19 protein-coding genes and 1 tRNA gene are annotated in these 20,433 nt (G+C 64.1%); 12 read left to right on the top strand and 8 right to left on the bottom strand.

Annotated elements, in window-relative coordinates; translation table 11 throughout:
- Positions 1-165 precede the first annotated feature (165 nt).
- Positions 166-960 (top strand): hypothetical protein, encoded by a 795-nt coding sequence (locus V8683_RS22200; RefSeq protein WP_411188451.1) that lies wholly within the window; start codon positions 166-168, stop codon positions 958-960.
- 223 nt (positions 961-1,183) lie between these two features.
- On the opposite strand, the gene V8683_RS22195 is transcribed toward V8683_RS22200, so the two are convergent.
- On the bottom strand, positions 1,184-2,101 hold the full coding sequence (locus V8683_RS22195; RefSeq protein ID WP_411188452.1) for a LysR substrate-binding domain-containing protein: 918 nt from the start codon (positions 2,099-2,101) through the stop codon (positions 1,184-1,186).
- Positions 2,102-2,204: 103 nt separating this feature from the next.
- Between V8683_RS22195 and V8683_RS22190 the strand changes: the two genes are divergently transcribed.
- Positions 2,205-3,443: an MFS transporter gene (locus V8683_RS22190; protein ID WP_027796857.1), complete on the top strand. Its 1,239-nt coding sequence runs from the start codon at positions 2,205-2,207 to the stop codon at positions 3,441-3,443.
- A 17-nt stretch (positions 3,444-3,460) separates the two neighbouring features.
- On the opposite strand, the gene V8683_RS22185 is transcribed toward V8683_RS22190, so the two are convergent.
- From V8683_RS22185 to V8683_RS22175, 3 genes are all read right to left on the bottom strand, one after another.
- On the bottom strand, positions 3,461-3,988 hold the full coding sequence (locus tag V8683_RS22185; protein WP_411188453.1) for a DUF6538 domain-containing protein: 528 nt from the start codon (positions 3,986-3,988) through the stop codon (positions 3,461-3,463).
- 121 nt (positions 3,989-4,109) lie between these two features.
- Positions 4,110-4,186: transfer RNA gene (locus tag V8683_RS22180), tRNA-Pro, on the bottom strand.
- A gap of 37 nt (positions 4,187-4,223) precedes the next feature.
- Positions 4,224-5,216: a polyprenyl synthetase family protein gene (locus V8683_RS22175; protein WP_411188454.1), complete on the bottom strand. Its 993-nt coding sequence runs from the start codon at positions 5,214-5,216 to the stop codon at positions 4,224-4,226.
- Positions 5,217-5,503: 287 nt separating this feature from the next.
- Here V8683_RS22175 and rplU point away from each other — a divergent pair, with 287 nt between their 5' ends.
- The 4 genes from rplU to proB all read left to right on the top strand — a co-directional run bounded on the left by rplU (position 5,504) and on the right by proB (position 8,624).
- On the top strand, positions 5,504-5,815 hold the full coding sequence (gene rplU / locus V8683_RS22170; protein ID WP_006025184.1) for a 50S ribosomal protein L21: 312 nt from the start codon (positions 5,504-5,506) through the stop codon (positions 5,813-5,815).
- Positions 5,816-5,841: 26 nt separating this feature from the next.
- Positions 5,842-6,105 (top strand): 50S ribosomal protein L27, encoded by a 264-nt coding sequence (gene rpmA, locus V8683_RS22165; protein ID WP_411188455.1) that lies wholly within the window; start codon positions 5,842-5,844, stop codon positions 6,103-6,105.
- A gap of 210 nt (positions 6,106-6,315) precedes the next feature.
- Complete coding sequence (cgtA, locus tag V8683_RS22160; protein WP_411188456.1) at positions 6,316-7,428, top strand: Obg family GTPase CgtA; 1,113 nt, start codon at positions 6,316-6,318, stop codon at positions 7,426-7,428.
- Between the two features lie 77 nt (positions 7,429-7,505).
- Entirely contained in the window at positions 7,506-8,624 is a 1,119-nt protein-coding gene (gene proB, locus V8683_RS22155; protein WP_411188457.1) for a glutamate 5-kinase, read from the top strand.
- A 96-nt stretch (positions 8,625-8,720) separates the two neighbouring features.
- On the opposite strand, the gene V8683_RS22150 is transcribed toward proB, so the two are convergent.
- Complete coding sequence (locus V8683_RS22150) at positions 8,721-9,284, bottom strand: CNP1-like family protein (RefSeq protein ID WP_411188458.1); 564 nt, start codon at positions 9,282-9,284, stop codon at positions 8,721-8,723.
- A gap of 134 nt (positions 9,285-9,418) precedes the next feature.
- Positions 9,419-10,057 carry an RNA pyrophosphohydrolase gene (locus V8683_RS22145; protein WP_411188459.1) on the bottom strand — a complete coding sequence of 213 codons (639 nt, stop codon included), beginning with the start codon at positions 10,055-10,057 and terminating at the stop codon, positions 9,419-9,421.
- Between the two features lie 239 nt (positions 10,058-10,296).
- Between V8683_RS22145 and V8683_RS22140 the strand changes: the two genes are divergently transcribed.
- Both V8683_RS22140 and V8683_RS22135 read left to right on the top strand, forming a co-directional pair.
- The gene (locus tag V8683_RS22140) at positions 10,297-12,033 is read left to right on the top strand and encodes a proline--tRNA ligase (protein WP_411188460.1); all 1,737 of its coding nucleotides are present in this window, start codon (positions 10,297-10,299) and stop codon (positions 12,031-12,033) included.
- A gap of 14 nt (positions 12,034-12,047) precedes the next feature.
- The gene (locus tag V8683_RS22135) at positions 12,048-12,647 is read left to right on the top strand and encodes a MarC family protein (protein WP_411188461.1); all 600 of its coding nucleotides are present in this window, start codon (positions 12,048-12,050) and stop codon (positions 12,645-12,647) included.
- 93 nt (positions 12,648-12,740) lie between these two features.
- Here V8683_RS22135 and V8683_RS22130 read toward each other — a convergent pair whose 3' ends face one another.
- Positions 12,741-13,292, bottom strand: coding sequence for a hypoxanthine-guanine phosphoribosyltransferase (locus tag V8683_RS22130; protein WP_411188462.1), 552 nt, complete (start codon positions 13,290-13,292; stop codon positions 12,741-12,743).
- Between the two features lie 160 nt (positions 13,293-13,452).
- On the bottom strand, positions 13,453-14,820 hold the full coding sequence (gene ffh, locus V8683_RS22125) for a signal recognition particle protein (RefSeq protein WP_411188463.1): 1,368 nt from the start codon (positions 14,818-14,820) through the stop codon (positions 13,453-13,455).
- An 85-nt stretch (positions 14,821-14,905) separates the two neighbouring features.
- Here ffh and V8683_RS22120 point away from each other — a divergent pair, with 85 nt between their 5' ends.
- The 4 genes from V8683_RS22120 to V8683_RS22105 all read left to right on the top strand — a co-directional run bounded on the left by V8683_RS22120 (position 14,906) and on the right by V8683_RS22105 (position 20,402).
- Positions 14,906-15,841, top strand: a complete 936-nt coding sequence (locus V8683_RS22120; RefSeq protein ID WP_411188464.1) for a cytochrome C assembly family protein — start codon at positions 14,906-14,908, stop codon at positions 15,839-15,841.
- Between the two features lie 53 nt (positions 15,842-15,894).
- A complete protein-coding gene (locus V8683_RS22115; RefSeq protein WP_411188465.1) occupies positions 15,895-16,212 on the top strand; it encodes a PP0621 family protein in 318 nt (105 codons plus the stop codon).
- Positions 16,209-16,838, top strand: a complete 630-nt coding sequence (gene ampD / locus V8683_RS22110; protein ID WP_411188466.1) for a 1,6-anhydro-N-acetylmuramyl-L-alanine amidase AmpD — start codon at positions 16,209-16,211, stop codon at positions 16,836-16,838. The genes V8683_RS22115 and ampD overlap by 4 nt, the downstream gene beginning before the upstream one ends.
- 549 nt (positions 16,839-17,387) lie before the next feature.
- A complete protein-coding gene (locus V8683_RS22105) occupies positions 17,388-20,402 on the top strand; it encodes a ribonucleoside-diphosphate reductase subunit alpha (protein WP_411188467.1) in 3,015 nt (1,004 codons plus the stop codon).
- The last annotated feature ends 31 nt before the right edge of the window (positions 20,403-20,433 follow it).

Below are 20,433 nucleotides of genomic sequence, written 5' to 3'. Positions count from 1 at the left end.
TTAAGCGTGCGCCCGAAGCGATCGTTGTACTTGGTCGTGGGGCGTAGCGCGGCCACGAGCGGTCTTTCATCGCGGTGTCCGCATAGCAGCCGTTCGGCGGTTACAGTGAAGTTTTGCGCGCGTGGGCAACGGTAAGATCGCACTTTAAATCCACTCGATTTCGGCATGCTCGCGCTCAAACTAACGCTTGTCCCGCTGTTCTTGCTCGTCGTTTCGATGTCGGGTAAATGGTGGGGGCCATCTACCGCTGGCTGGTTGGCGGGTCTACCCGTGGTTGCCGGTCCGATTCTATTCATTCTTGTGCTCGCGCACGGCCCGAGCTTCGGCGCGCACGCTGCCACGCTGTCCCTTGCCGCAATCCTCGCCTCAGAAGCATTCAATTTCGCATATGCATGGACCTGCCGCTCACGCTCGTGGCCGCAGGCGTTAGCTGTCGGGCTCATCACGTGGTTTATCTCCGCGTGTGGCCTATCAATGCTGCCAACTTCACCTATTTGGGCCGCAACCGCCGCCCTCGCGGCTGTGTGCTTTGGGCAGTCGTTCTTGCCGCGCAGCTCCGCGGTCGCAGCAGGTGCGCCGCTTACGCGGTCCGATCTGATAGGCAGAATGGTTGCTGGCGCGGCCCTGACGTTACTGGTTACTTCGTTATCCGGTTGGGCCGGCCCCTCGTGGAGCGGGTTGCTCGCAGTATTTCCACTGCTCGGTATCGTTCTATCGGTGTCTTCACACCGAGCACACGGGCCAGCCTTCGTGATCTCGCTGCTTCGGGGCATGGTGCTTGGCAGGTTCTCGTTTGCAGCATTTTGTTTGCTGCTTTCGTTCTCACTGTCTTACCAGCGTCCAGTTTCGGCCTTCGTCGAGGCCTCAGTCTTGGCAATGATCGTGCAGTGGGGCACCAAGCGATTTGCAACGATGCAGCGCGCAAAAATTGCAGAGCCGAACATCAGTGCTACTGATTGACCCTCCAACCGAATCTCGCTGGTTGAAAGTTGGTAGAGCGTCCGCTTTCATGTGGATCGACCATCCCCTGTGAGTCGCTTCATGCCCCTCGCATGATAGGCATCGCCCGCGACGATCACTGTACTCAGCCGTCGAGTGCGCCGCCAGCTTGGGACATTCGGATGACGGCCCAGATCATCAACAATCGGCGTATCAACAAATGGCAGCTAAAAAGCTGGCATTTTCATGCGGCTACCCGCTCCCACGGCGCGGGGGCGCTACGAAAGGACTCCAGCACGATTGCGGCGAGCCGGTCGACCAGCGGTGTCGTGTGGATGTTCGTGTGCAGCAAGGCTAACTGGATCGACGGCAACTCAGGCAGGCCGAGTGCAAGGGCCTCAAGTGGCTGGGTGGTGGCCGGCAACCCGTAGCGCGTTCGCACAGTGAGGCCGAGGCCGGCTGCTGCTGCCGCCCACAATCCTGAGAGGCTCGGACTGGTGAACGCCACACGCCACGACATGCCCGCCCGGTCGAGCGCCGCGATGGCCGCACTGTGAAATAAGCAAGGCCGATCGAACGCGACCAGCGGCAGCGGTTCGCCTGACCCCAGGTTCCATGGCACCGTTGACGAACCGATCCAGGACATCGGCGGGGAAGCTATAGGTTTGCTCGAAAAGCCGCGTGCATTATGGACGGAAAGCGCTTCATCTCCCCAGACCAGCGCAAGGTCGAGTTGCTTCGTCTCGATGCGCTCCAGCAGTTCGGCATTTCGCGCAACGCGCGCCTCGATCCGCACCTTCGGATGCGCACGTGCAAAGCGCCCGAGCACTTCTGGCAGAACCGCTTCGCCGAAATCCTCCTGCATGCCGAGCCGGACCCAACCCTCCAGATCGACCCCGCGAACGGCGACGGCAGCTTCGTCGTTAAGTTCGATCATGCGCCGCGCGTAGGCGAGCATCGTTTCCCCCGCCTCGGTCAGCGCGAGGCCGCGCCCGGACTTGCGAAAGAGCGGCGTTCCGGCCTGTTCTTCAAGCTTACGAAGCTGCGCACTGATCGCGGAAGTAGAGCGCCCGACGCGATCAGCAGCCTTCGCGAAGCTCCGCAACTCCATTCCTGCGACAAGACTCCGCAACACGGAGACATCGAAGTCGACGTGGCCCATAATCAATCATCCCGTTTTATCGAACGATTACTTCATTATTTTCCGATATTCAGAATAATCGTAAGGAGCGAAACTGGATGTGTCAAATTCCGGAGTCAACGATATGGCGACACCCAAAACGGCAATGGTCGCGTCAACCGAGCGAGAGGCCGCACATCGGTGGAAAGTGCTTGGCGTAGGCGTCGCGGCGAACGCGAGCTTCTCGGCGGCTGCAGCCGGAATTCCCACCACGGCGGTCTGGCTGCGCTCCGGTTATCACCTGAGCACGGCCGAACTAGGTCTTGCGCTTGGGTCGATGGGGCTCGGCGTCGCGCTTTCAGAATTGCCGTGGGGTATCCTGACCGATCGCTGGGGTGATCGCCCCGTGCTGCTCACTGGCCTGCTAAGCACCGCAGCAACGCTCGTGGCGATGGCGTGGCTCGTCGCACCGTCCACTGCGGGAGTGCCCACTCTCGGCTGGTTGGTGATGGCTATGTGTCTCGTCGGCCTGTTGGGCGGCAGCGTGAACGGATCGAGCGGACGAGCGGTGATGGCTTGGTTCCGCGATGGAGAGCGAGGGCTCGCAATGAGTATCCGGCAGACCGCCGTGCCGCTCGGCGGCGGCCTCGGCGCGCTGATACTGCCGTGGCTCGCGGCAGCACATGGATTTGCAATGGTGTACGGTGTACTGGCTGCGATGTGTGCGGTATCGGCGGCGTTCGCGTGGCGCTGGCTGCACGAGCCGTCGTTCGCGAGCACTACGCCGGCCGGCCATCCCACTTCACCGCAGGCGGTACCGTTACGCGATGCGCAGATCTGGCGGGTCGTGCTGGGTATCGGCATTCTGTGCGCGCCGCAATTTGCCGTGCTGACCTTTGCCACCGTGTTTCTGCACGACCTCGCGCATCTCGGCATCGGTACGATTTCGGTAACGATGGTCGTCGTGCAGCTAGGCGCAATGGTGATGCGAGTGTGGAGCGGGCGTTTTACCGATCGCCGTGGAAACCGACGTGCTTTTTTGCGTGGCTCGACGCTGGTCGCCATGGCATCATTCATCGCGCTTGCATTGGCGGTGCATATATCACTCGGTGCCATGACTCTGGCGGCGATGATCGCAATCGCAGGAATTTGCGTGTCGGCGTGGCATGGCGTGGCCTATACGGAACTTGCGACGCTCGCCGGCATGTCGCGCGCCGGCACTGCGCTCGGCATGGCAAACACGGTGGTCTACGTCGGCCTCTTTCTCACACCGCTCACGATCCCCCACCTGCTTGTGGCAGGATCGTGGGCAGGCGTGTGGTTCGCGGCCGGTCTGTGCGCGCTCGTCGCATATCCGTTGTTTCCAGGACCCTTGCAGATCTGAACTGGAATACATGAGCCTTATGCAAGGAGGCTGGCCGAGAAGTCGCCCCGCGCTAATGCTGTCTTCCAAGCCTGAAGCTGTTCCTGGTCAAACCGTTGCGCTGCTGCGACTTGCTCGTGGGTTAGAAAATCTCCCGTTTGTTCCCATGTCGCCTGATCGGCATTGGATGTGTGGCCCCTGTAGGCGCCAACCAGTCGAGGGGTGACACGGGTTTGCTCATCCAGCGTCAAGACCAGGTTTTGTACAGCTTGGGCGATGTAAGCCTCTAGCTCTTCTGACAGCGGGACGAATGGCGCGGGGCGCGTACTGTCTTCCAGCGCCTGAAACCGGACTCGGTGTTCGGCTATCAGCTGGTGTGCGATGGTGATTGCTTCAGCGCGATTGCGGGTCTTGAGACTGGCTCTGTAAGCATCGGTCGCCAGCTTGCCGCTGCTCGTGCGAGGGAACAGGTGCTGAAGGTGCTTGGGAATGCCGATGCGGAGCTGATAGATCCCGCTTTGGGGATGCGGTTCCAGTCCAGGAGGCAGTGTCGTCATGTCGTCCATCCGCACATTTCGACACGCGGATTGACAAGGTAGATTGACGATGCCGGAAAAGACAAAGGCCCGTAAGTCCTTGACTGGCTTGGTTTCCCAATTCAATCAATTACTTACGAGCCTTGAATTCTGGTCGGGGTGAGAGGATTCGAACCTCCGGCCTCTACGTCCCGAACGTAGCGCTCTACCAGGCTAAGCTACACCCCGAATTTGCTGCTGGACTCTTCAGCGCACTGCGTTTTAATTAAGACTGGCGCGTCGTCGAGTAAGAGCATAATTCTAGCAGGCTCTCTTTGTAAATGGAAGGGGGGAAGGCCGAAATCGCGTCGGCAGCGGCCTGTGCCTCGGCCCTTGCACATTCCAGCGTGTGATCGAGCGCGCCCGAGCGCGTGATGGCCGCGAAGATTTCGTCGAAGCGCGTCGTGCCGCCCTGTTCGATCGCCTCGCGAGCGAGCGCTGCTTCCGCCGCCGTGCCGTGTTCGATCAGCCAGATGAGCGGCAGCGTGGGTTTGCCTTCGCGCAGGTCGTCGCCGGCGTTCTTGCCCATCGCCTCGGCCGTGCCCGCATAGTCGAGCCAGTCGTCCATGAGCTGGAATGCCGTGCCGATGCGCCGGCCGAACTCGGCGGCCGCCTCTTCCGTTCGTGCATCCGACCCCGAAAGCACCGCGCCAAGCTGCGCCGCCGCTTCGAACAGTTTGGCCGTTTTGTAGCGGATCACCTGCATGTAGCGCGATACATCTACGTCGGCGTCGTGCATGTTCAGGAGTTGGAGCACCTCTCCTTCGGAGATGATCGTGGTGGCCTGGGAAAGAATCTCCATCACGCGCATCTTGCCCACGCCCACCATCATTTCGAACGAGCGCGAGTACAGATAGTCGCCCACGAGCACGCTCGCAGCGTTGCCGAAGAGCGCATTGGCCGTCTGGCGGCCGCGCCGCAGGTCGGATTCGTCCACCACGTCGTCGTGTAGCAGCGTCGCCGTATGAATGAATTCCACGACAGCGGCAAGTTCGTGACGATGCGTGCTGCGATCGCCGAGCGCCCCCGCGACGAGCAGCAGCAGCGCCGGGCGCAGCCGCTTGCCTCCCGCGCCGATGATGTACTCGGAGATCTGGTTGATCAGCATCACCTCGGACGCCAGGCTTTGCCGGATGACGCGGTTGACCTGCTCCATGTCAGCGGCAATCGGGGCGAGCAGGGCAGCTGCGCTGGGGGTGTGGGTGGCGGTGGACGACATGATGGCAAATAGGGGTAGTGCCGCGGATTATAAGGCGAATCGCGTGAACGTCGGACCCCGCGGAGCCTCCAGATTGGCCTTCAGTCCAGGGGGAAGACTCGGAAAGCGCCCGCCAGGCGGTGCTTTCGGCGCTGCACGGGGATTTGCCGCCATGCACGTGCCGACAGAGCGCGGCGGCTGTCAAGGTGGTTTGGCTGTGAGTTTTGACTGTGCCGCTAACTCTATGTATAATCTAAGGTTTCCAGCGCGCAGTGTGTCTGGAAAGTATTCTCAGAGTGAGGTTCTCAATGTACGCGGTCATAAAAACCGGCGGCAAGCAATACAAGGTTGCCGTTGGCGAAAAACTTAAAGTAGAACAGATACCGGCTGACATTGACGCAGAAATCACGCTCGACCAGGTTCTCGCAGTGGGCGAAGGCGAATCGATTAAGTTCGGTACGCCGCTGGTCAGTGGGGCTTCCGTCAAGGCCACCGTTGTGTCGCACGGTCGTCACGCCAAAGTGACCATCTTCAAGATGCGTCGCCGGAAGCACTACCAGAAGCATGGCGGCCACCGCCAGAACTACACCGAACTGCGCATCGACGCGATCAACGCGTAAGCGCACGCAGGTAAAGGAGCAAACAAATGGCACACAAAAAGGCAGGCGGCTCTTCCCGTAACGGCCGCGATTCCGAGTCGAAACGACTTGGCGTGAAGGTGTTCGGCGGTCAGGCGATCCTCGCCGGCGGCATCATCGTTCGCCAGCGCGGCACGCGTATGCACCCGGGCAACAACGTCGGCATCGGCAAGGACCACACGCTCTACGCGTTGGTCGACGGCCACGTCACGTTCTCGACCAAGGGCGCAATGAAGAAGCACATGGTCAACGTCGTTCCGGTAGCGGCCTGAGTTTTAGCCCGCTCGCGAGCGGGCTAAAAAGCGCCGCAAGGAAGGCCCCGCGAGGTTTGCGGGGCCTTTTGTTTATTCGCGTGCGGATCCCTGGGCTTTGCGGCGTTTCGCGGGGCGCTGGCCATCCGGCCAGGTGGGCAAGCTCCGCGGCGGCGAGCAAAATACGTGGGCACAATAACGACACTCACCGATTACGGGACGGAGTAACGCATGAAGTTCATTGACGAAGCGAAGATCGAAGTCATCGCCGGCGATGGGGGCGATGGCAGCGCGTCGATGCGGCGCGAAAAGTTCGTCCCGTTCGGCGGCCCGGACGGCGGCGACGGCGGGCGGGGCGGCAGCGTCTACGTGGTCGCGGACCGCAACATCAACACGCTGATCGATTACCGCTATACGAAGAAGCACCAGGCGCGCAACGGCGAGAACGGCCGCGGCTCGGACTGCTACGGCAAGGGCGGCGACGACATCACGCTGCGCATGCCGGTGGGCACGGCCATCTCGGATCTCGAAACGGGCGAACTGATCGCCGACCTCACCGAGCACGACCAGCGCGTGGTCGTCGCAACGGGAGGGGCGGGCGGCCTCGGCAACCTGCATTTCAAGTCGTCCACGAATCGCGCGCCGCGCCAAAAAACCGACGGCAAGCCCGGCGAGCGCCGCATGCTCAAGCTCGAGCTGAAGGTGCTGGCCGACGTCGGCCTGCTCGGCATGCCGAACGCGGGCAAGTCCACGTTCATCTCGGCGGTTTCGAACGCCAGGCCCAAGATCGCCGACTATCCGTTCACGACGCTCGCGCCGAATCTGGGCGTGGTGCGCGTGGGGCCGAGCAAGAGCTTCGTGATCGCCGACATTCCGGGCCTGATCGAAGGCGCCGCGGAGGGCGCGGGGCTCGGTCATCAGTTCCTGCGGCACCTGCAGCGTACGAATCTGCTGCTGCATCTGGTCGATCTCGCACCGTTCGACGAGTCCGTCGATCCGGTGGCCGAGGCGAAGGCCATCGTCGAGGAACTGCGCAAGTACGACGAAACGCTCTATCAAAAGCCGCGCTGGCTTGTCCTGAACAAGCTCGACATGGTGCCCGAAGACGAGCGCGCCGCGCGCGCTGCCGACTTCGTGAAACGCTTCGAGTGGGGCGGTCCGGTCTTCGAGATTTCGGCGCTTACGGGCCAGGGCTGCGAAAACCTCTGCTATGCGGTGTATGACTACATCGCGGCCCATTCGGACGCGCGCCGCGCGGCCGAGGCGGAAGATCTCGCGTCCGACGTGCGTTTTCGCGACACGCCGGGCGAGGAGGGCGTTCAGCCGCAGGCATCGCAGGAATAACCCATCTTCGCCCTCTCCGGCGCGCATGGCGCGCCGGCAGCTTTACGCGTCATCAGCTATTTGGGAGACCGCGCAGCATGCGTTCCGTCATTGCCGATTCCCGGCGTCTGGTAGTGAAAGTCGGTTCGAGCCTTGTCACCAATGATGGCCGCGGGCTCGATCATGCGGCGATCGGCCGTTGGGCTTCGCAGATCGCAGCGCTGCGCGAGCGAGGCTTCGAGGTCGTGCTCGTCAGCTCGGGTGCTATCGCCGAGGGCATGCAACGGCTTGGCTGGAGCAAGCGCCCGCGCGAGATCGACGAGTTGCAGGCGGCGGCGGCGGTCGGCCAGATGGGGCTTGCGCAGGTGTACGAAAGCAGTTTTGCCGGGCACGACATTCGCACCGCGCAGATCCTCCTCACTCATGCCGATCTCGCCGACCGCGAACGCTATCTGAACGCGCGCTCGACGCTGCTCACGCTGCTGCGTCTCGGGGTCGTGCCGATCATCAACGAGAACGACACGGTCGTCACCGACGAGATCAAGTTCGGCGACAACGACACGCTCGGCGCCCTCGTCGCGAACCTCATCGAAGGCGACGCGCTCGTGATCCTCACCGACCAGAGCGGGCTCTATACGGCGGATCCGCGCAAGGATCCGGCCGCAACGCTGGTCCGCGAGGCCGACGCCGGCAAGCCCGAACTCGAGGCGATGGCGGGCGGTGCAGGGTCGAGCCTCGGCCGGGGCGGCATGCTTACCAAGATCCTCGCCGCCAAGCGCGCGGCGCACAGCGGCGCGAACACGGTGATTGCGAGCGGCCGCGAGGCGGACGTGCTCGTGCGCCTTGCCGCGGGCGAGGCGATCGGCACGCAGCTCATCGCCCGCACGGCCCGCATGGCGGCCCGCAAGCAATGGATGGCCGATCACCTGCAGGTGCGCGGCCATGTGCTGATCGACGACGGCGCCGTGCAAAAACTCACCGCGGACGGCAAGAGTCTGCTGCCGATCGGCGTGATCGGCGTGCAGGGTGCGTTCGCGCGCGGCGAAGTCATTGCGTGCCTGAACAGTGCGGGCGTGGAGGTGGCGCGCGGGCTCACGAACTACAGCAGCGCCGAAACGAAGCTGATCCAGCGTCATCCGAGCGGCGAGATCGAGGGCGTGCTCGGCTACATGCTGGAACCGGAGCTGATTCACCGCGACAATCTCGTGCTGGTTTGAACTGCGCCTCAAATCCCCAGGGGAAATACGGGCGACAAAAAAGCTGCGCCGGCATCGAGCCGGGGCAGCTTTTTTTATGCCGTTCCGGGCAGGGCGTCAGTGGATCAGCGACGCCTGCGTGCGGCCGTAGCGCAGGTTGTCGACGATGACCTGAGCCTTCGCCACCGGCATCTTGTTCGCGCAGAAATAGTCCTGATAGAGCGAGGCGTGATACGCGTTCAGCGAGCCGTTCTCGATACGCGACCAGTCGTTGGCGACGGTCTGGTCCCAGGCGTTGTGGTCGGCATCGAGGCTTGCGTAGAGGCGCCACTCGTACGTGTCGCAACGTATGCCCTCGTAGTTCACGTTGCGCGCACCGCTCGGGCTCGTGATGACGACCGTGTAGCGCACGACGCCGTCGGAGCCGACCGTCAGCGAGGCCGGATCGATCGCGAACTTGAGCGACGTGTCGTTCGAGACGTCGAACGGCAGCAGCTTCGCGCCGGCCTGCGGCATGGGCGGCAGCCCTTCGAGCGCGTTTTCCTTCCAGCTGCCCTGGCGGTCGAACAGGTAGACGAACGTGCTATCGTCCTTGTTGGTGGGGCCGGAACTGCTGCAGGCGGCCAGCAGGACACTACTTGCGGCCGCGGCGCATGCCACGGCGAGAGCCAATCGTTTCAAATTGATTTTCCTTCGAAGCAACGGCCCGGCCAAAAGCACAGCGCCGCAAATACGAACGGCGGCGCGAACCGTGGGGTCGCGTCGCCGGTTCTTGCCGCGGGTTCTCCCCCGGCGCGCCGTCCGTCGTGACAGGCTTAGTCGTGCTCGTCCGGCGCAGGCACGATCATACTCCCGCCGTCGTCCCCACAGTCGCTTTCCAGCGCCGGGGCGGCCTGCACGGCATCGGCATGTGCCGACGTGACGATGCGCGGATAGCGGACCTCGTGAGCGTGCATGCCGCGCTCCTGGCGCGGCGCGGTGGCGCGCCGCAGGAAGCGCGACAACTCGGTCAACGCGAGCTGATAGACGTCGCGCTTGAACTCGATGACCGCTTCGAGCGGTACCCAGTAATCGTTCCAGCGCCACGCATCGAACTCGGGATGCTCCGTTGCCCGCAGGCAGATATCGCAATCGCGCCCGACCATGCGCAGCAGAAACCAGATCTGTTTCTGACCGCGATAATGGCCGCGCACTTCGCGCTTGATGAACTTGTCCGGCACCTCATAACGCAACCAGTCGCGCGTGCGACCGACAATCTTGACGTGCTCAGGATGCAGCCCGGTTTCTTCGTGCAACTCCCGATACATTGCCTGCAAGGGGGTCTCACCATACTTGATGCCCCCTTGCGGAAACTGCCAGGAATGTTCGCGAACCCGCTTGCCCCAAAACACCTCGTTGTGCGCGTTCAAGAGGATGATGCCGACGTTCGGGCGAAAGCCTTCACGATCCAGCATACAACCACCTTCGAATCCTTTAAAATTGCTTTGATTATAAACAGATAACGGTCCTCACGCACCCGGCGGCCGGAAGATTGGCGCGATTTGCGGCGAGCGCGCAAGCAGCGTTCGCCGCAAGGCCGGCTGGCGTCATCGGTGCGGCGCATGGGGCGTTGTCATAATGTCGGGTCTGTGAACTCCATCGTTGGACTCTTTCGGGCGGTCTCTCACCGGGCCGCCGCCTTTGGATAATCTGAATGAAAGCCTCCCGTTTCTTTATCGGCACCCTGAAGGAAGCGCCGGCTGACGCCGAAATCGTCAGCCACAAGTTGATGGTCCGCGCGGGCATGATCCGCCGCGTCGCGGGCGGCATCTACAACTATCTGCCAATCGGCCTGCGCTCGATCCGCAAGGTCGAGCAGATCGTGCGCGAGGAAATGAACCGCGCGGGCGCGATCGAGCTCCTGATGCCGGCCGTGCAGCCGGCCGAGCTTTGGCAGGAATCGGGGCGCTGGGAAAAATACGGGCCGGAACTGCTGCGTTTCAAGGATCGCAAGCAGAGCGATTTCGTGATGGGCCCGACGCACGAGGAAGTCGTGACCGACATCGCGCGCAACCAGATCAAGAGCTACCGTCAACTGCCGGTGAACTTCTATCAGGTGCAGACGAAGTTCCGCGACGAAATCCGTCCCCGTTTCGGCGTGATGCGTGGCCGCGAGTTCATCATGAAGGACGCGTACTCGTTCGATAAGGACATCGAAGGCCTCAAGGGCTCGTACCAGAAGATGTACGACGCCTACGTGCGCATCTTCACGCGTCTCGGTCTGCAGTTCCGCGCGGTCGCGGCCGACAATGGCTCGATCGGCGGCAGCGGCTCGCACGAGTTTCACGTGATCGCCGAAACGGGCGAGGACGATATCGCCTACTGCCCGACCTCGGATTTCGCGGCGAACGTCGAAGCCGCCGATGCGCTGCCGCTCGTCGCCGCGCGCGGTCCGGCCACCGAGGCCCTCACGAAGACGTCGACGCCGGGTGCGGCGAAGTGCGAGGCCGTGGCGACGTTGCTCGGCATTCCGCTCGAGCGCACCATCAAGTCGATCATTCTGGCGACCGACAACGAAGGCGCCGAGCCCACGATCTGGCTGCTGATGCTGCGCGGCGACCACGACCTGAACGAGATCAAGGCGGCGAAGCTCGAAGGCCTCGCCAACTTTCGCTTCGCGACCGAGGCCGAGATCGTCGAATGGTTCGGCACGCCGCCGGGCTACCTCGGGCCGCTCAACACGAAGAAGCCCGTCAAGGTGATCGCGGACCGTACGGTCGCGAACATGAGCGACTTCGTGGTGGGCTCCAACGTTGCGGACTTCCACACGACGGGCGTGAACTGGGGCCGCGACCTGTCGGAGCCGGTCGTTGCCGACATCCGCAACGTGAAAAAGGGCGATCCCTCGCCGGACGGCAAGGGCGTGCTCGACATCTGCCGCGGCATCGAAGTGGGCCATGTGTTCCAGCTCGGCACCAAGTATTCCGATGCAATGGGCGCGACCTTCCTCGCCGAGAACGGCAAACCCGCGCCGATGCAGATGGGCTGCTACGGCATCGGCATCACGCGTATCCTGGGCGCGGCGATCGAGCAGAACTTCGACGAGAAGGGCATCATCTGGCCGGAATCGATCGCGCCGTTCGAGGTGGTGCTCTGCCCGATGGGCATGGACCGCAGCGAACTCGTGCGCGAGCACGCCGAACGCATCTACGACGAGCTCGTGAAGGCCGGCGTGGATGTGATCCTCGACGACCGCGGCGAGCGTCCGGGCGTGATGTTCGCCGACTGGGAGCTGATCGGCGTACCGCATCGTCTCGTGATCGGCGAGCGGGGCCTGAAGGAAGGCAAGATCGAGTATCAGGGCCGCCGCGACGCCGAGCCGACCCTGCTGCCGGCCGAAGAGGCCGCGCAGGCGGTGGCGCAGAAGGTCCGCGCGGCGCTCGCGCGCTAAGCGGCCAGGAAGCGATGGAATACAGCTTCCTTTCCGCGACTGTCCTGCTCCTCCTCATCACCGATCCGCTCGGCAACATTCCGCTCTTCATCGGGTGCCTGCACCATGTGGAGCGGTCGCGTCGGGCGATCGTGATCCTGCGGGAAGTGGCGATCGCGTTCGCGATCCTGCTCATCTTCATGGTGGCCGGCAACGGCTTTCTGCGGATGATGGGGCTCACGGACACGTCGCTGCGCATCGGCGGCGGCATCGTGCTGTTCCTGATCGCGCTGCGCATGATCTTCCCGCATCCGGGCGGCCCGTTCGGCGGCGGCGACAAGGGCGGCGAGCCGCTCATCGTGCCGCTCGCCATTCCGGCGCTGGCGGGGCCTTCCGCGCTTGCCACGGTCATGCTGCTCACCTCGCAGGCGCCCGGTAAGCTCTACGAATGGATCGGCGCGCTCACCGTGACGATGGTGGTCTGCGCGGGCGTGCTGGTGCTGTCCGAGCGCATCCAGCAATGGCTTGGCGAGCGCGTGGTGACGGCGTTCGAGCGGCTGATGGGGCTCGTGCTCGTGGCGATTTCGGTGGAGATGATCCTCGCGGGCATCAGCAATTTCGTGCATCACCTCTGAGTCCGGTGCTGCCGCGGCACAAACAGAAAAGCGGCCCGCGGGCCGCTTTCTTCATGGTGCGTCCGCTCCCGCGTGAGCACGGGGCGACGCGATTCAGGCGCCTTCGGTCAGCGCGCGGATAGTGGGCAGGTTGCGCCAGTAGCCCTTCGCATCCATGCCGCAGCCGAACACATAGCGATCCGGCACCGAGAACCCGCAGAAGTCGGGGTGGAGCGGCTTCGCCTTCGGAATGATCTTTTCGCACAGCACGGCCGAGAGGAAGCGCTTCGCGCCCATCGCGAGGATGCGGTCGCGGATCGCGGCCATGGTCTCGCCCTCGTCGAGGATGTCGTCGAGCACGATCACGACCCGGTCTTTCACCGATTCGCGCGGCGCGACGCGCCATTGCATCTCGGCGCTGCCCTTGATGGCGTTGCGATAGCGGGTGAGGTGGATGTAGTCGAACTCGAGCGGGAAATCGAGGTGCGGCAGCAGCATGCCGGTAAACACGGCGGCGCCGCCCATCACCGACAGCACGAGTGGGAAGTCCTCGCGGATTTCGCTACGGATGGCTTCGGCCATCCGGCCGATCGACGCATTGACCTCGCCCTCTGAAACGATTTCTTCGGAGTGGCGGAAAATGTGGAGGGCTTCTTCGCGATTCATGACTCTGGCGGGACCGTAGCTGTAGCTGTGAAGTGTGGAAAATAACGTCGGCGCGCGCTACAGCATAAACCCGCGCATTCCAGCTTGCGCGCCGCGTTACGGGTGAGCCCCGGGAGCCCGGTCGCGGCACGGGAGCTGCGCCGCGACCGGGTCCGGCAAATCAGCGCATGCCGGGCATCATGCCCTTCATGCCGCGCATCATCTTTTGCAGGTTGCCGCCCTTCAGTTTCTTCATCATCGTGCGCATCTGCTCGTACTGGTTGAGCATGCGGTTCACTTCCTGCACCTGCACGCCCGCGCCGGCCGCGATGCGGCGCTTGCGCGTAGCCTTGATGAGGTCGGGTTTGGCGCGCTCGGTGGGGGTCATCGAGTTGATGATGCCCTCCATGCGGCGCAACTGCTTTTCGGCGACGCCCATGTCGGCGCCGGCGGCGGCCTGCTGGAACTGCGCGGGCAGCTTGTCCATGAGCGTTGAGAGGCCGCCCATCTTCTTCATCTGCGAGAGCTGCGCGCGGAAGTCGTTGAGGTCGAAGTCGCCGCCTTTCTTGACCTTGTCGGCGAGCTTCTGGGCGGCCTGCACGTCCACGCCGCGCTGCGCTTCCTCGACGAGCGCGAGAATGTCGCCCATGCCGAGGATCCGGTTCGCCATGCGGTCCGGGTGGAAGACTTCGAGGCCGTCGAGCTTTTCGGCCACGCCGACGAACTTGATCGGCTTGCCCGTGATGTGGCGCACGGAGAGCGCGGCGCCGCCGCGCGAATCGCCGTCGAGCTTGGTGAGCACGACGCCGGTGAGCGGCAGGGCGTCGTTGAACGCCTTGGCGGTATTGACGGCGTCCTGGCCGAGCATCGCGTCGACGACGAAGAGCGTTTCGGCCGGCTTGAGCGCCGCGTGCAAGGCGGCGATTTCCTGCATCATCGCCTCGTCGATACCGAGGCGGCCGGCCGTGTCGACGAGCAGCACGTCGTGATAGTGGCGCTTCGCCCAGTCCACGGCCGCGTTGGCGATATCGACGGGCTTCTGGTCGGGCTGCGACGGGAAGAAGTCGGCACCGACCTGCTCGGTCACCGTCTTCAACTGCGCGATAGCGGCCGGACGATAGACGTCGCAGGAAACGGTGAGCACCTTCTTCTTGTACTTCTCGCGCAGCAGTTTGGCGAGCTTGCCGACCGTGGTGGTCTTGCCCGCGCCCTGCAGACCGGCCATCAGGATCACGGCGGGCGGGGTGACGGCGAGATCGAGCTCGGCGGCCTTGCCTTCGTAGTCGCCGCCGATCACCGCGGTCAGTTCGCGCTGCACCACGCCGACGAGCGCCTGGCCCGGCGAGAGGCTGGCGATCACTTCCTCGCCCAGCGCCTTTTCCTTGACCTTGGCGATGAACTCGCGCACGACGGGCAGCGCGACGTCCGCCTCGAGCAGGGCAAGTCGCACCTCGCGCAGCATTTCCTGCGTGTTGGCCTCGGTCAGCCGGGCTTCGCCGCGCAGCGTCTTGACGACGCGCGCCATCCGTTGAGTGAGATTGTCGAGCATGGGGAGCGGTGAGCAGTGCGGCCCGGACCTTACGCGCGCGGGGTCAATCCGGCGCGCGCCAAGGGGCCTATAGTAAACTTCGAACATGGATATTGTACTGTATGCCCTCACCGTGCTCCTGTACGGCGGACTGTGCGCCGCCGACTGGCGCGCGCTGCGTCACGCCGGCATGGAGCCGCTGCTCGGCGGCGTGCCCGCGGTGCCGGTGGCGATGTCGGGTGCCGCGGCCACCGGCACCGCCCGCACGCGCAGCTTCGGGCCGCTCTCGCGCACGCTGCTCTTCGTCGCGCTCGCCGCGCACGGCGTGCTGCTGCACATGACGATCTTCCCCGCCCACGAGATGATCTTCGGCTTCGCGTTTGCGTTGTCGGCGATGTTCTGGCTCGGCGCGGGCATCTACTGGATCGAGAGCTTTTTCTTCCAGCTCGACGGGCTGCGTCTGTTGCTGCTGCCGCTCGCGGCCCTGGCGTCGCTCTTGCCGCTCGCGTTCGGCGGCGTGCGCGTGCTGCCGTATGCCGCCGCGCCAATGTTCAAGCTGCATTTCGTCATCGCCAACGTTGCCTACGGGCTCTTCGCGATCGCCGCGCTGCACGCCGTGCTGATGCTTGCCGTCGAGCGCCGCCTGCATGCGCTGCGCGGCGGCGGCTTCCAGCGCAATGCCGGCACGCGCGGTGGCGGCTGGCTCTCGAACTGGATCGAGACGCTGCCGCCGCTCCTCACCATGGAGACGCTGCTGTTCCGCCTGATCGGCGCGGGCTTCGTGCTGCTTACGCTCACGCTCGTCTCCGGCATCGTATTTAGCGAGCAGTTGATCGACCGGCCGCTCTCGCTCGATCACAAGACCGTGTTCGCGATCCTTTCGTGGCTCATGTTCGGCGCGCTGCTCACCGCGCGGAAGGTCTCGGGCTGGCGCGGCCGTGCCGCGCTTCGCTGGGTGATCGCGTCGTTCGTTGCGCTGCTGCTGGCCTATGTCGGCAGCCGGTTCGTCTTCGAGGTGCTGCTGCACCGCCCGGTTGTCTGAGTGCGTGTCGATTCCCGCGTTGAACCTCTGCGTTGGACCTCCGTGTTGAACCTATGAGACAGATTTTTTTCCTTATCCTGCTCTTCGTCGTCGGCCAGTGGCTCGTCAAGGCGCTGCGCCGTGCGCAGCCGCAGTCGCGCCCCGGCCAGCAGAACGGGCAGGGCGCGTGGCGTGCGCCGAACGGCGCGGGCGCCGCGAACGAGAGCGGCCGCGGCGGCACGCTGCCTGAGTTGATGGTCCGCTGCGCCGAGTGTGGCGTGCATGCGCCGCAGAGCGATTCGGTGACGATGGGCTCGCAGTCGTTCTGCAGCCACGAGCACGCGCGCGCCTATGCCGCGCGTCACGCGGGCCAGGACCGCGCGGCGCGATGAGCGCGGCGTCGCCGTCGTTCGAGGTGGACGCGCGGGGGTGGGTTCCAGCCGCGCGCCATCTGCAGTCTCCGAACTTCGAAGCGCGGCCCGCGGGCGCCGTGCCGACCCTCGTCGTGGTGCACAACATCAGCCTGCCGCCGGACACGTTCGGCGGCCCCGAGATCGCCGATCTCTTCCTCAACCGTCTCGATTGCGACGCGCATCCGTACTTCGATCGGCATCTGCGCGGCGTGCGTGTCTCGGCGCACTTCGTGATCCATCGCGACGGCGCGCTCGAGCAGTTCGTCTCCTGCGACGAGCGCGCGTGGCATGCGGGCGTCTCCGACTTCTTCGGCCGCGAGCGGTGCAACGATTTTTCGATTGGCATCGAGCTCGAAGGCAGCGACACCGCCGCGTTCGAACCTGCGCAATATGCGACGCTCGCGGCGCTGGTGAAGGCGCTTGCCGCGCACTATCCGGTCGAGGCGCTCGCGGGCCACTCCGACATTGCACCGGGCCGCAAGACCGATCCCGGTCCGTATTTCGACTGGGCGCGGCTGCAGCGCGAGACGCAACTCGGCGATACGTACTTCCCCTATCGTCGTCCGGCGCAAAACGAGCCAAACAAGCAAAACGCGGCGTCGTGACGCGCAGCGAGCGTGTCCGGAACACGGCGTTTTGCCCACCATTTGAGCACGCCCCGCGCCTGCGGCGCGCGTGTTCCCGGGCCCGAAGCAGACCATTCGAACGTGTGTCCGGCGGCAACGCCCGCGCTGTCGGGGCTTACGCCTTGTCAAGATGGAACCAGTAAAAAAAGGCGTTTGACCACCCGGCAAGTTCCACTATACTTTGTACCTGAAACAGAGCTTTACACCATATGTTGTGTCGTACTGCGGCGCCCCGCTCGAAAAGCACGGCGCCGCGCGTGTTCCCGGCATAGGGAAAAGAACTTTGTGCGGTGCATCCGGCCAAGAGAACCGGCGCACCGGCTGTAATCGAGAAAGAAGGTACAGCCAATGATCGCGGCATCCACGATGAAGACCGGCGTCCCGTTTGTCCCATCAGCCTTGCCGCATCCGGCAGCCTCGCCAGGCTGGCTTTTTTTCTCCGCAATATCGTCCGCGCACACGGGGGCGCGGCGTCCGTTTTAATCCGCGAATACGCTTCGCACACTTCCAGGACCAGGAGCTTTGCACATGCAAACGACCGATAACGTCTCGACCCGGTATGAAGGCGCGCCTGCCGCGCACGCACTGGGCGGCCAGCCGCAAGCGGGCCAGACGAACGCGACGCAGTTCGCCGACTACAAGGTGATCCGCCGCAACGGCAGCGTGGTGTCGTTCGAGCCTTCGAAGATCGCGATCGCGCTGACGAAGGCGTTTCTGGCGGTCAACGGCGGGCAGGGCGCGGCGTCGGCACGCGTGCGCGAACTCGTCGAGCAGCTCACGCAGAGCGTCGTGCGCGCGCTCGTGCGCAGCCGGCCGAACGGCGGCACGTTCCATATCGAAGACATCCAGGATCACGTCGAGCTCGCGCTGATGCGCGGCGGCGAGCACAACGTGGCGCGCGCCTACGTGCTCTACCGCGAGAAGCGCAACCAGGAGCGCGGCGTCGCCCAGGAAGCCGCGGCGCCGGCCGCGCCGGGCCTGAACGTCACCGATAACGGCGTGACCCGTCCGCTCGACCTGAACGCGCTGCGCGCGCTGATCGTTTCGGCGTGCGACGGTCTTGGCGATGCCGTGATCCCCGATCCGATCGTGGCGGAAACGGTGAAGAACCTCTACGACGGCGTGCCGATGTCGCAGGTCTACGACTCGGCCATTCTTGCCGCGCGCACGATGATCGAAAAGGATCCGGCGTACAGCCAGGTCACGTCGCGTCTCCTGCTGCACACGATCCGTCGCGAAATTCTCGAAGAGGAAGTGACGCAGGCCGAAATGGCCCAGCGTTACGCCGAGTATTTCCCGCAGTTCATCAAGCGCGGCATCGAAGCCGGCCTGCTCGACGACAAGCTCCAGCAGTTCGACCTGAAGCGCCTCGGCAACGCGCTCGACGCGAACCGCGACCTGCAGTTCGGCTATCTCGGCCTGCAGACGCTCTACGACCGCTACTTCCTGCACGTGCACGGCACGCGTATCGAAATGCCGCAGGCATTCTTCATGCGCGTCGCGATGGGCCTCTCGCTCAACGAGATCGACCGTGAAGCGCGTGCGATCGAGTTCTACAACGTGCTCTCGACGTTCGACTTCATGTCGTCCACGCCCACGCTGTTCAACTCGGGCACGCATCGCTCGCAGCTCTCGTCGTGCTACCTGACGACGGTTGCCGACGACCTCGACGGCATCTACGAAGCGCTCAAGGACAACGCGCTGCTCTCGAAGTTTGCGGGCGGCCTCGGCAACGACTGGACGCGCGTGCGCGCGCTCGGCTCGCACATCAAGGGCACCAACGGCAAGTCGCAGGGCGTTGTGCCGTTCCTGAAGGTGGTGAACGACACGGCCGTGGCCGTGAACCAGGGCGGCAAGCGCAAGGGCGCGGTCTGCGCGTACCTCGAATCGTGGCACCTCGACATCGAAGAGTTCCTCGAACTGCGCAAGAACACCGGCGACGACCGCCGCCGCACCCACGACATGAACACGGCGAACTGGATTCCCGACCTGTTCATGAAACGCGTGATGGAAGGCGGGGACTGGACGCTCTTCTCGCCGTCCACCTGCCCGGACCTGCACGACAAGTTCGGCGCCGAGTTCGAGCAGGCTTACACGGCTTACGAAGACAAGGTCGCGCGCGGCGAGATCAAGCTCTTCAAGAAGATGCCGGCCGCCCAGCTGTGGCGCAAGATGCTCGGCATGCTGTTCGAGACGGGCCACCCCTGGATCACGTTCAAGGATCCGTGCAACGTGCGCTCGCCGCAGCAGCACGTGGGCGTCGTCCACTCGTCGAACCTGTGCACGGAAATCACGCTGAACACGAGCGACACCGAAATCGCCGTCTGCAACCTGGGCTCGGTGAACCTCGTCGCGCACATGGTCAAGCAGGCCGACGGCAGCTACGCGCTCGACCACGACAAGCTCAAGCGCACCGTCAGCGTGGCGATGCGCATGCTCGACAATGTCATCGACATCAACTACTACGCGGTGTCGAAGGCGCGTAACTCGAACCTGAAGCACCGTCCGGTGGGCATGGGCATCATGGCGTTCCAGGACTGCCTGCACCTCCTGCGCACGCCGTTTGCTTCCCAGGAAGCGGTGGAGTTCGCCGATCGCTCGATGGAAGCCGTCTGCTACTACGCGTACTGGGCGTCGACGGAGCTCGCGCAAGAGCGCGGCCGCTACTCGACCTACCGCGGCTCGCTGTGGGACCGCGGCATCCTCCCGCAGGACACGCTCAAGCTGCTGGCCGAACAGCGCGGCGGCTACGTCGAAGTCGATTCGAGCGAGTCGATGGACTGGACCTCGCTGCGCGAACGCATTGCCACGCACGGCATGCGCAACTCGAACTGCATCGCGATCGCGCCGACCGCGACCATCTCGAACATCATCGGCGTCTCGCCTTGCATCGAGCCGACGTTCCAGAACCTCTACGTGAAGTCGAACCTCTCGGGCGAATTCACGGTGGTGAACGACTACCTCGTGCGCGACCTGAAGGAACGCGGCCTGTGGGACGAAGTGATGGTCGCCGACCTGAAGTACTTCGACGGCATGCTCTCGCGCATCGACCGCATCCCGGCCGATCTGCGCGCGGTGTACGCGACGGCGTTCGAAGTCGACCCGACGTGGCTCGTCGAAGCGGCTTCGCGCCGCCAGAAGTGGATCGACCAGGCGCAGTCGCTGAATATCTTCATGGCGGGCGCATCGGGCAAGAAGCTCGACGAGATCTACAAGCTCGCCTGGATCCGCGGCCTGAAGACCACGTACTACCTGCGCACGATGGCGGCCACGCACGTCGAGAAGTCGACGGTCGCGCATGGCGCGCTGAATGCCGTGCCGACTAACGGCGATGGCGGCAGCGGTGCCGGTGGTGCCGGTGGTGCGTTCAGTGGCGGCGCGGGCTTCGGTGCGTCTGGCGGCAACGCGGGTTCGACGGTGCTGCAATCGGCACCGGCCACGGCGGCTGAAGCGGTGGCTGCCTCCGCACCGGAAGCCGAGGGGCCCGTGTGCATGATGCGTCCGGGCGACCCGGGCTTCGAAGAGTGCGAAGCCTGCCAGTGACGTGCGGCCGTAGTCGTCACTAGTAAACAGT

It is taken from the genome of Paraburkholderia sp. AV2, assembly GCF_054968425.1.
This window is presented reverse-complemented; position numbering and strand designations above follow the sequence as displayed.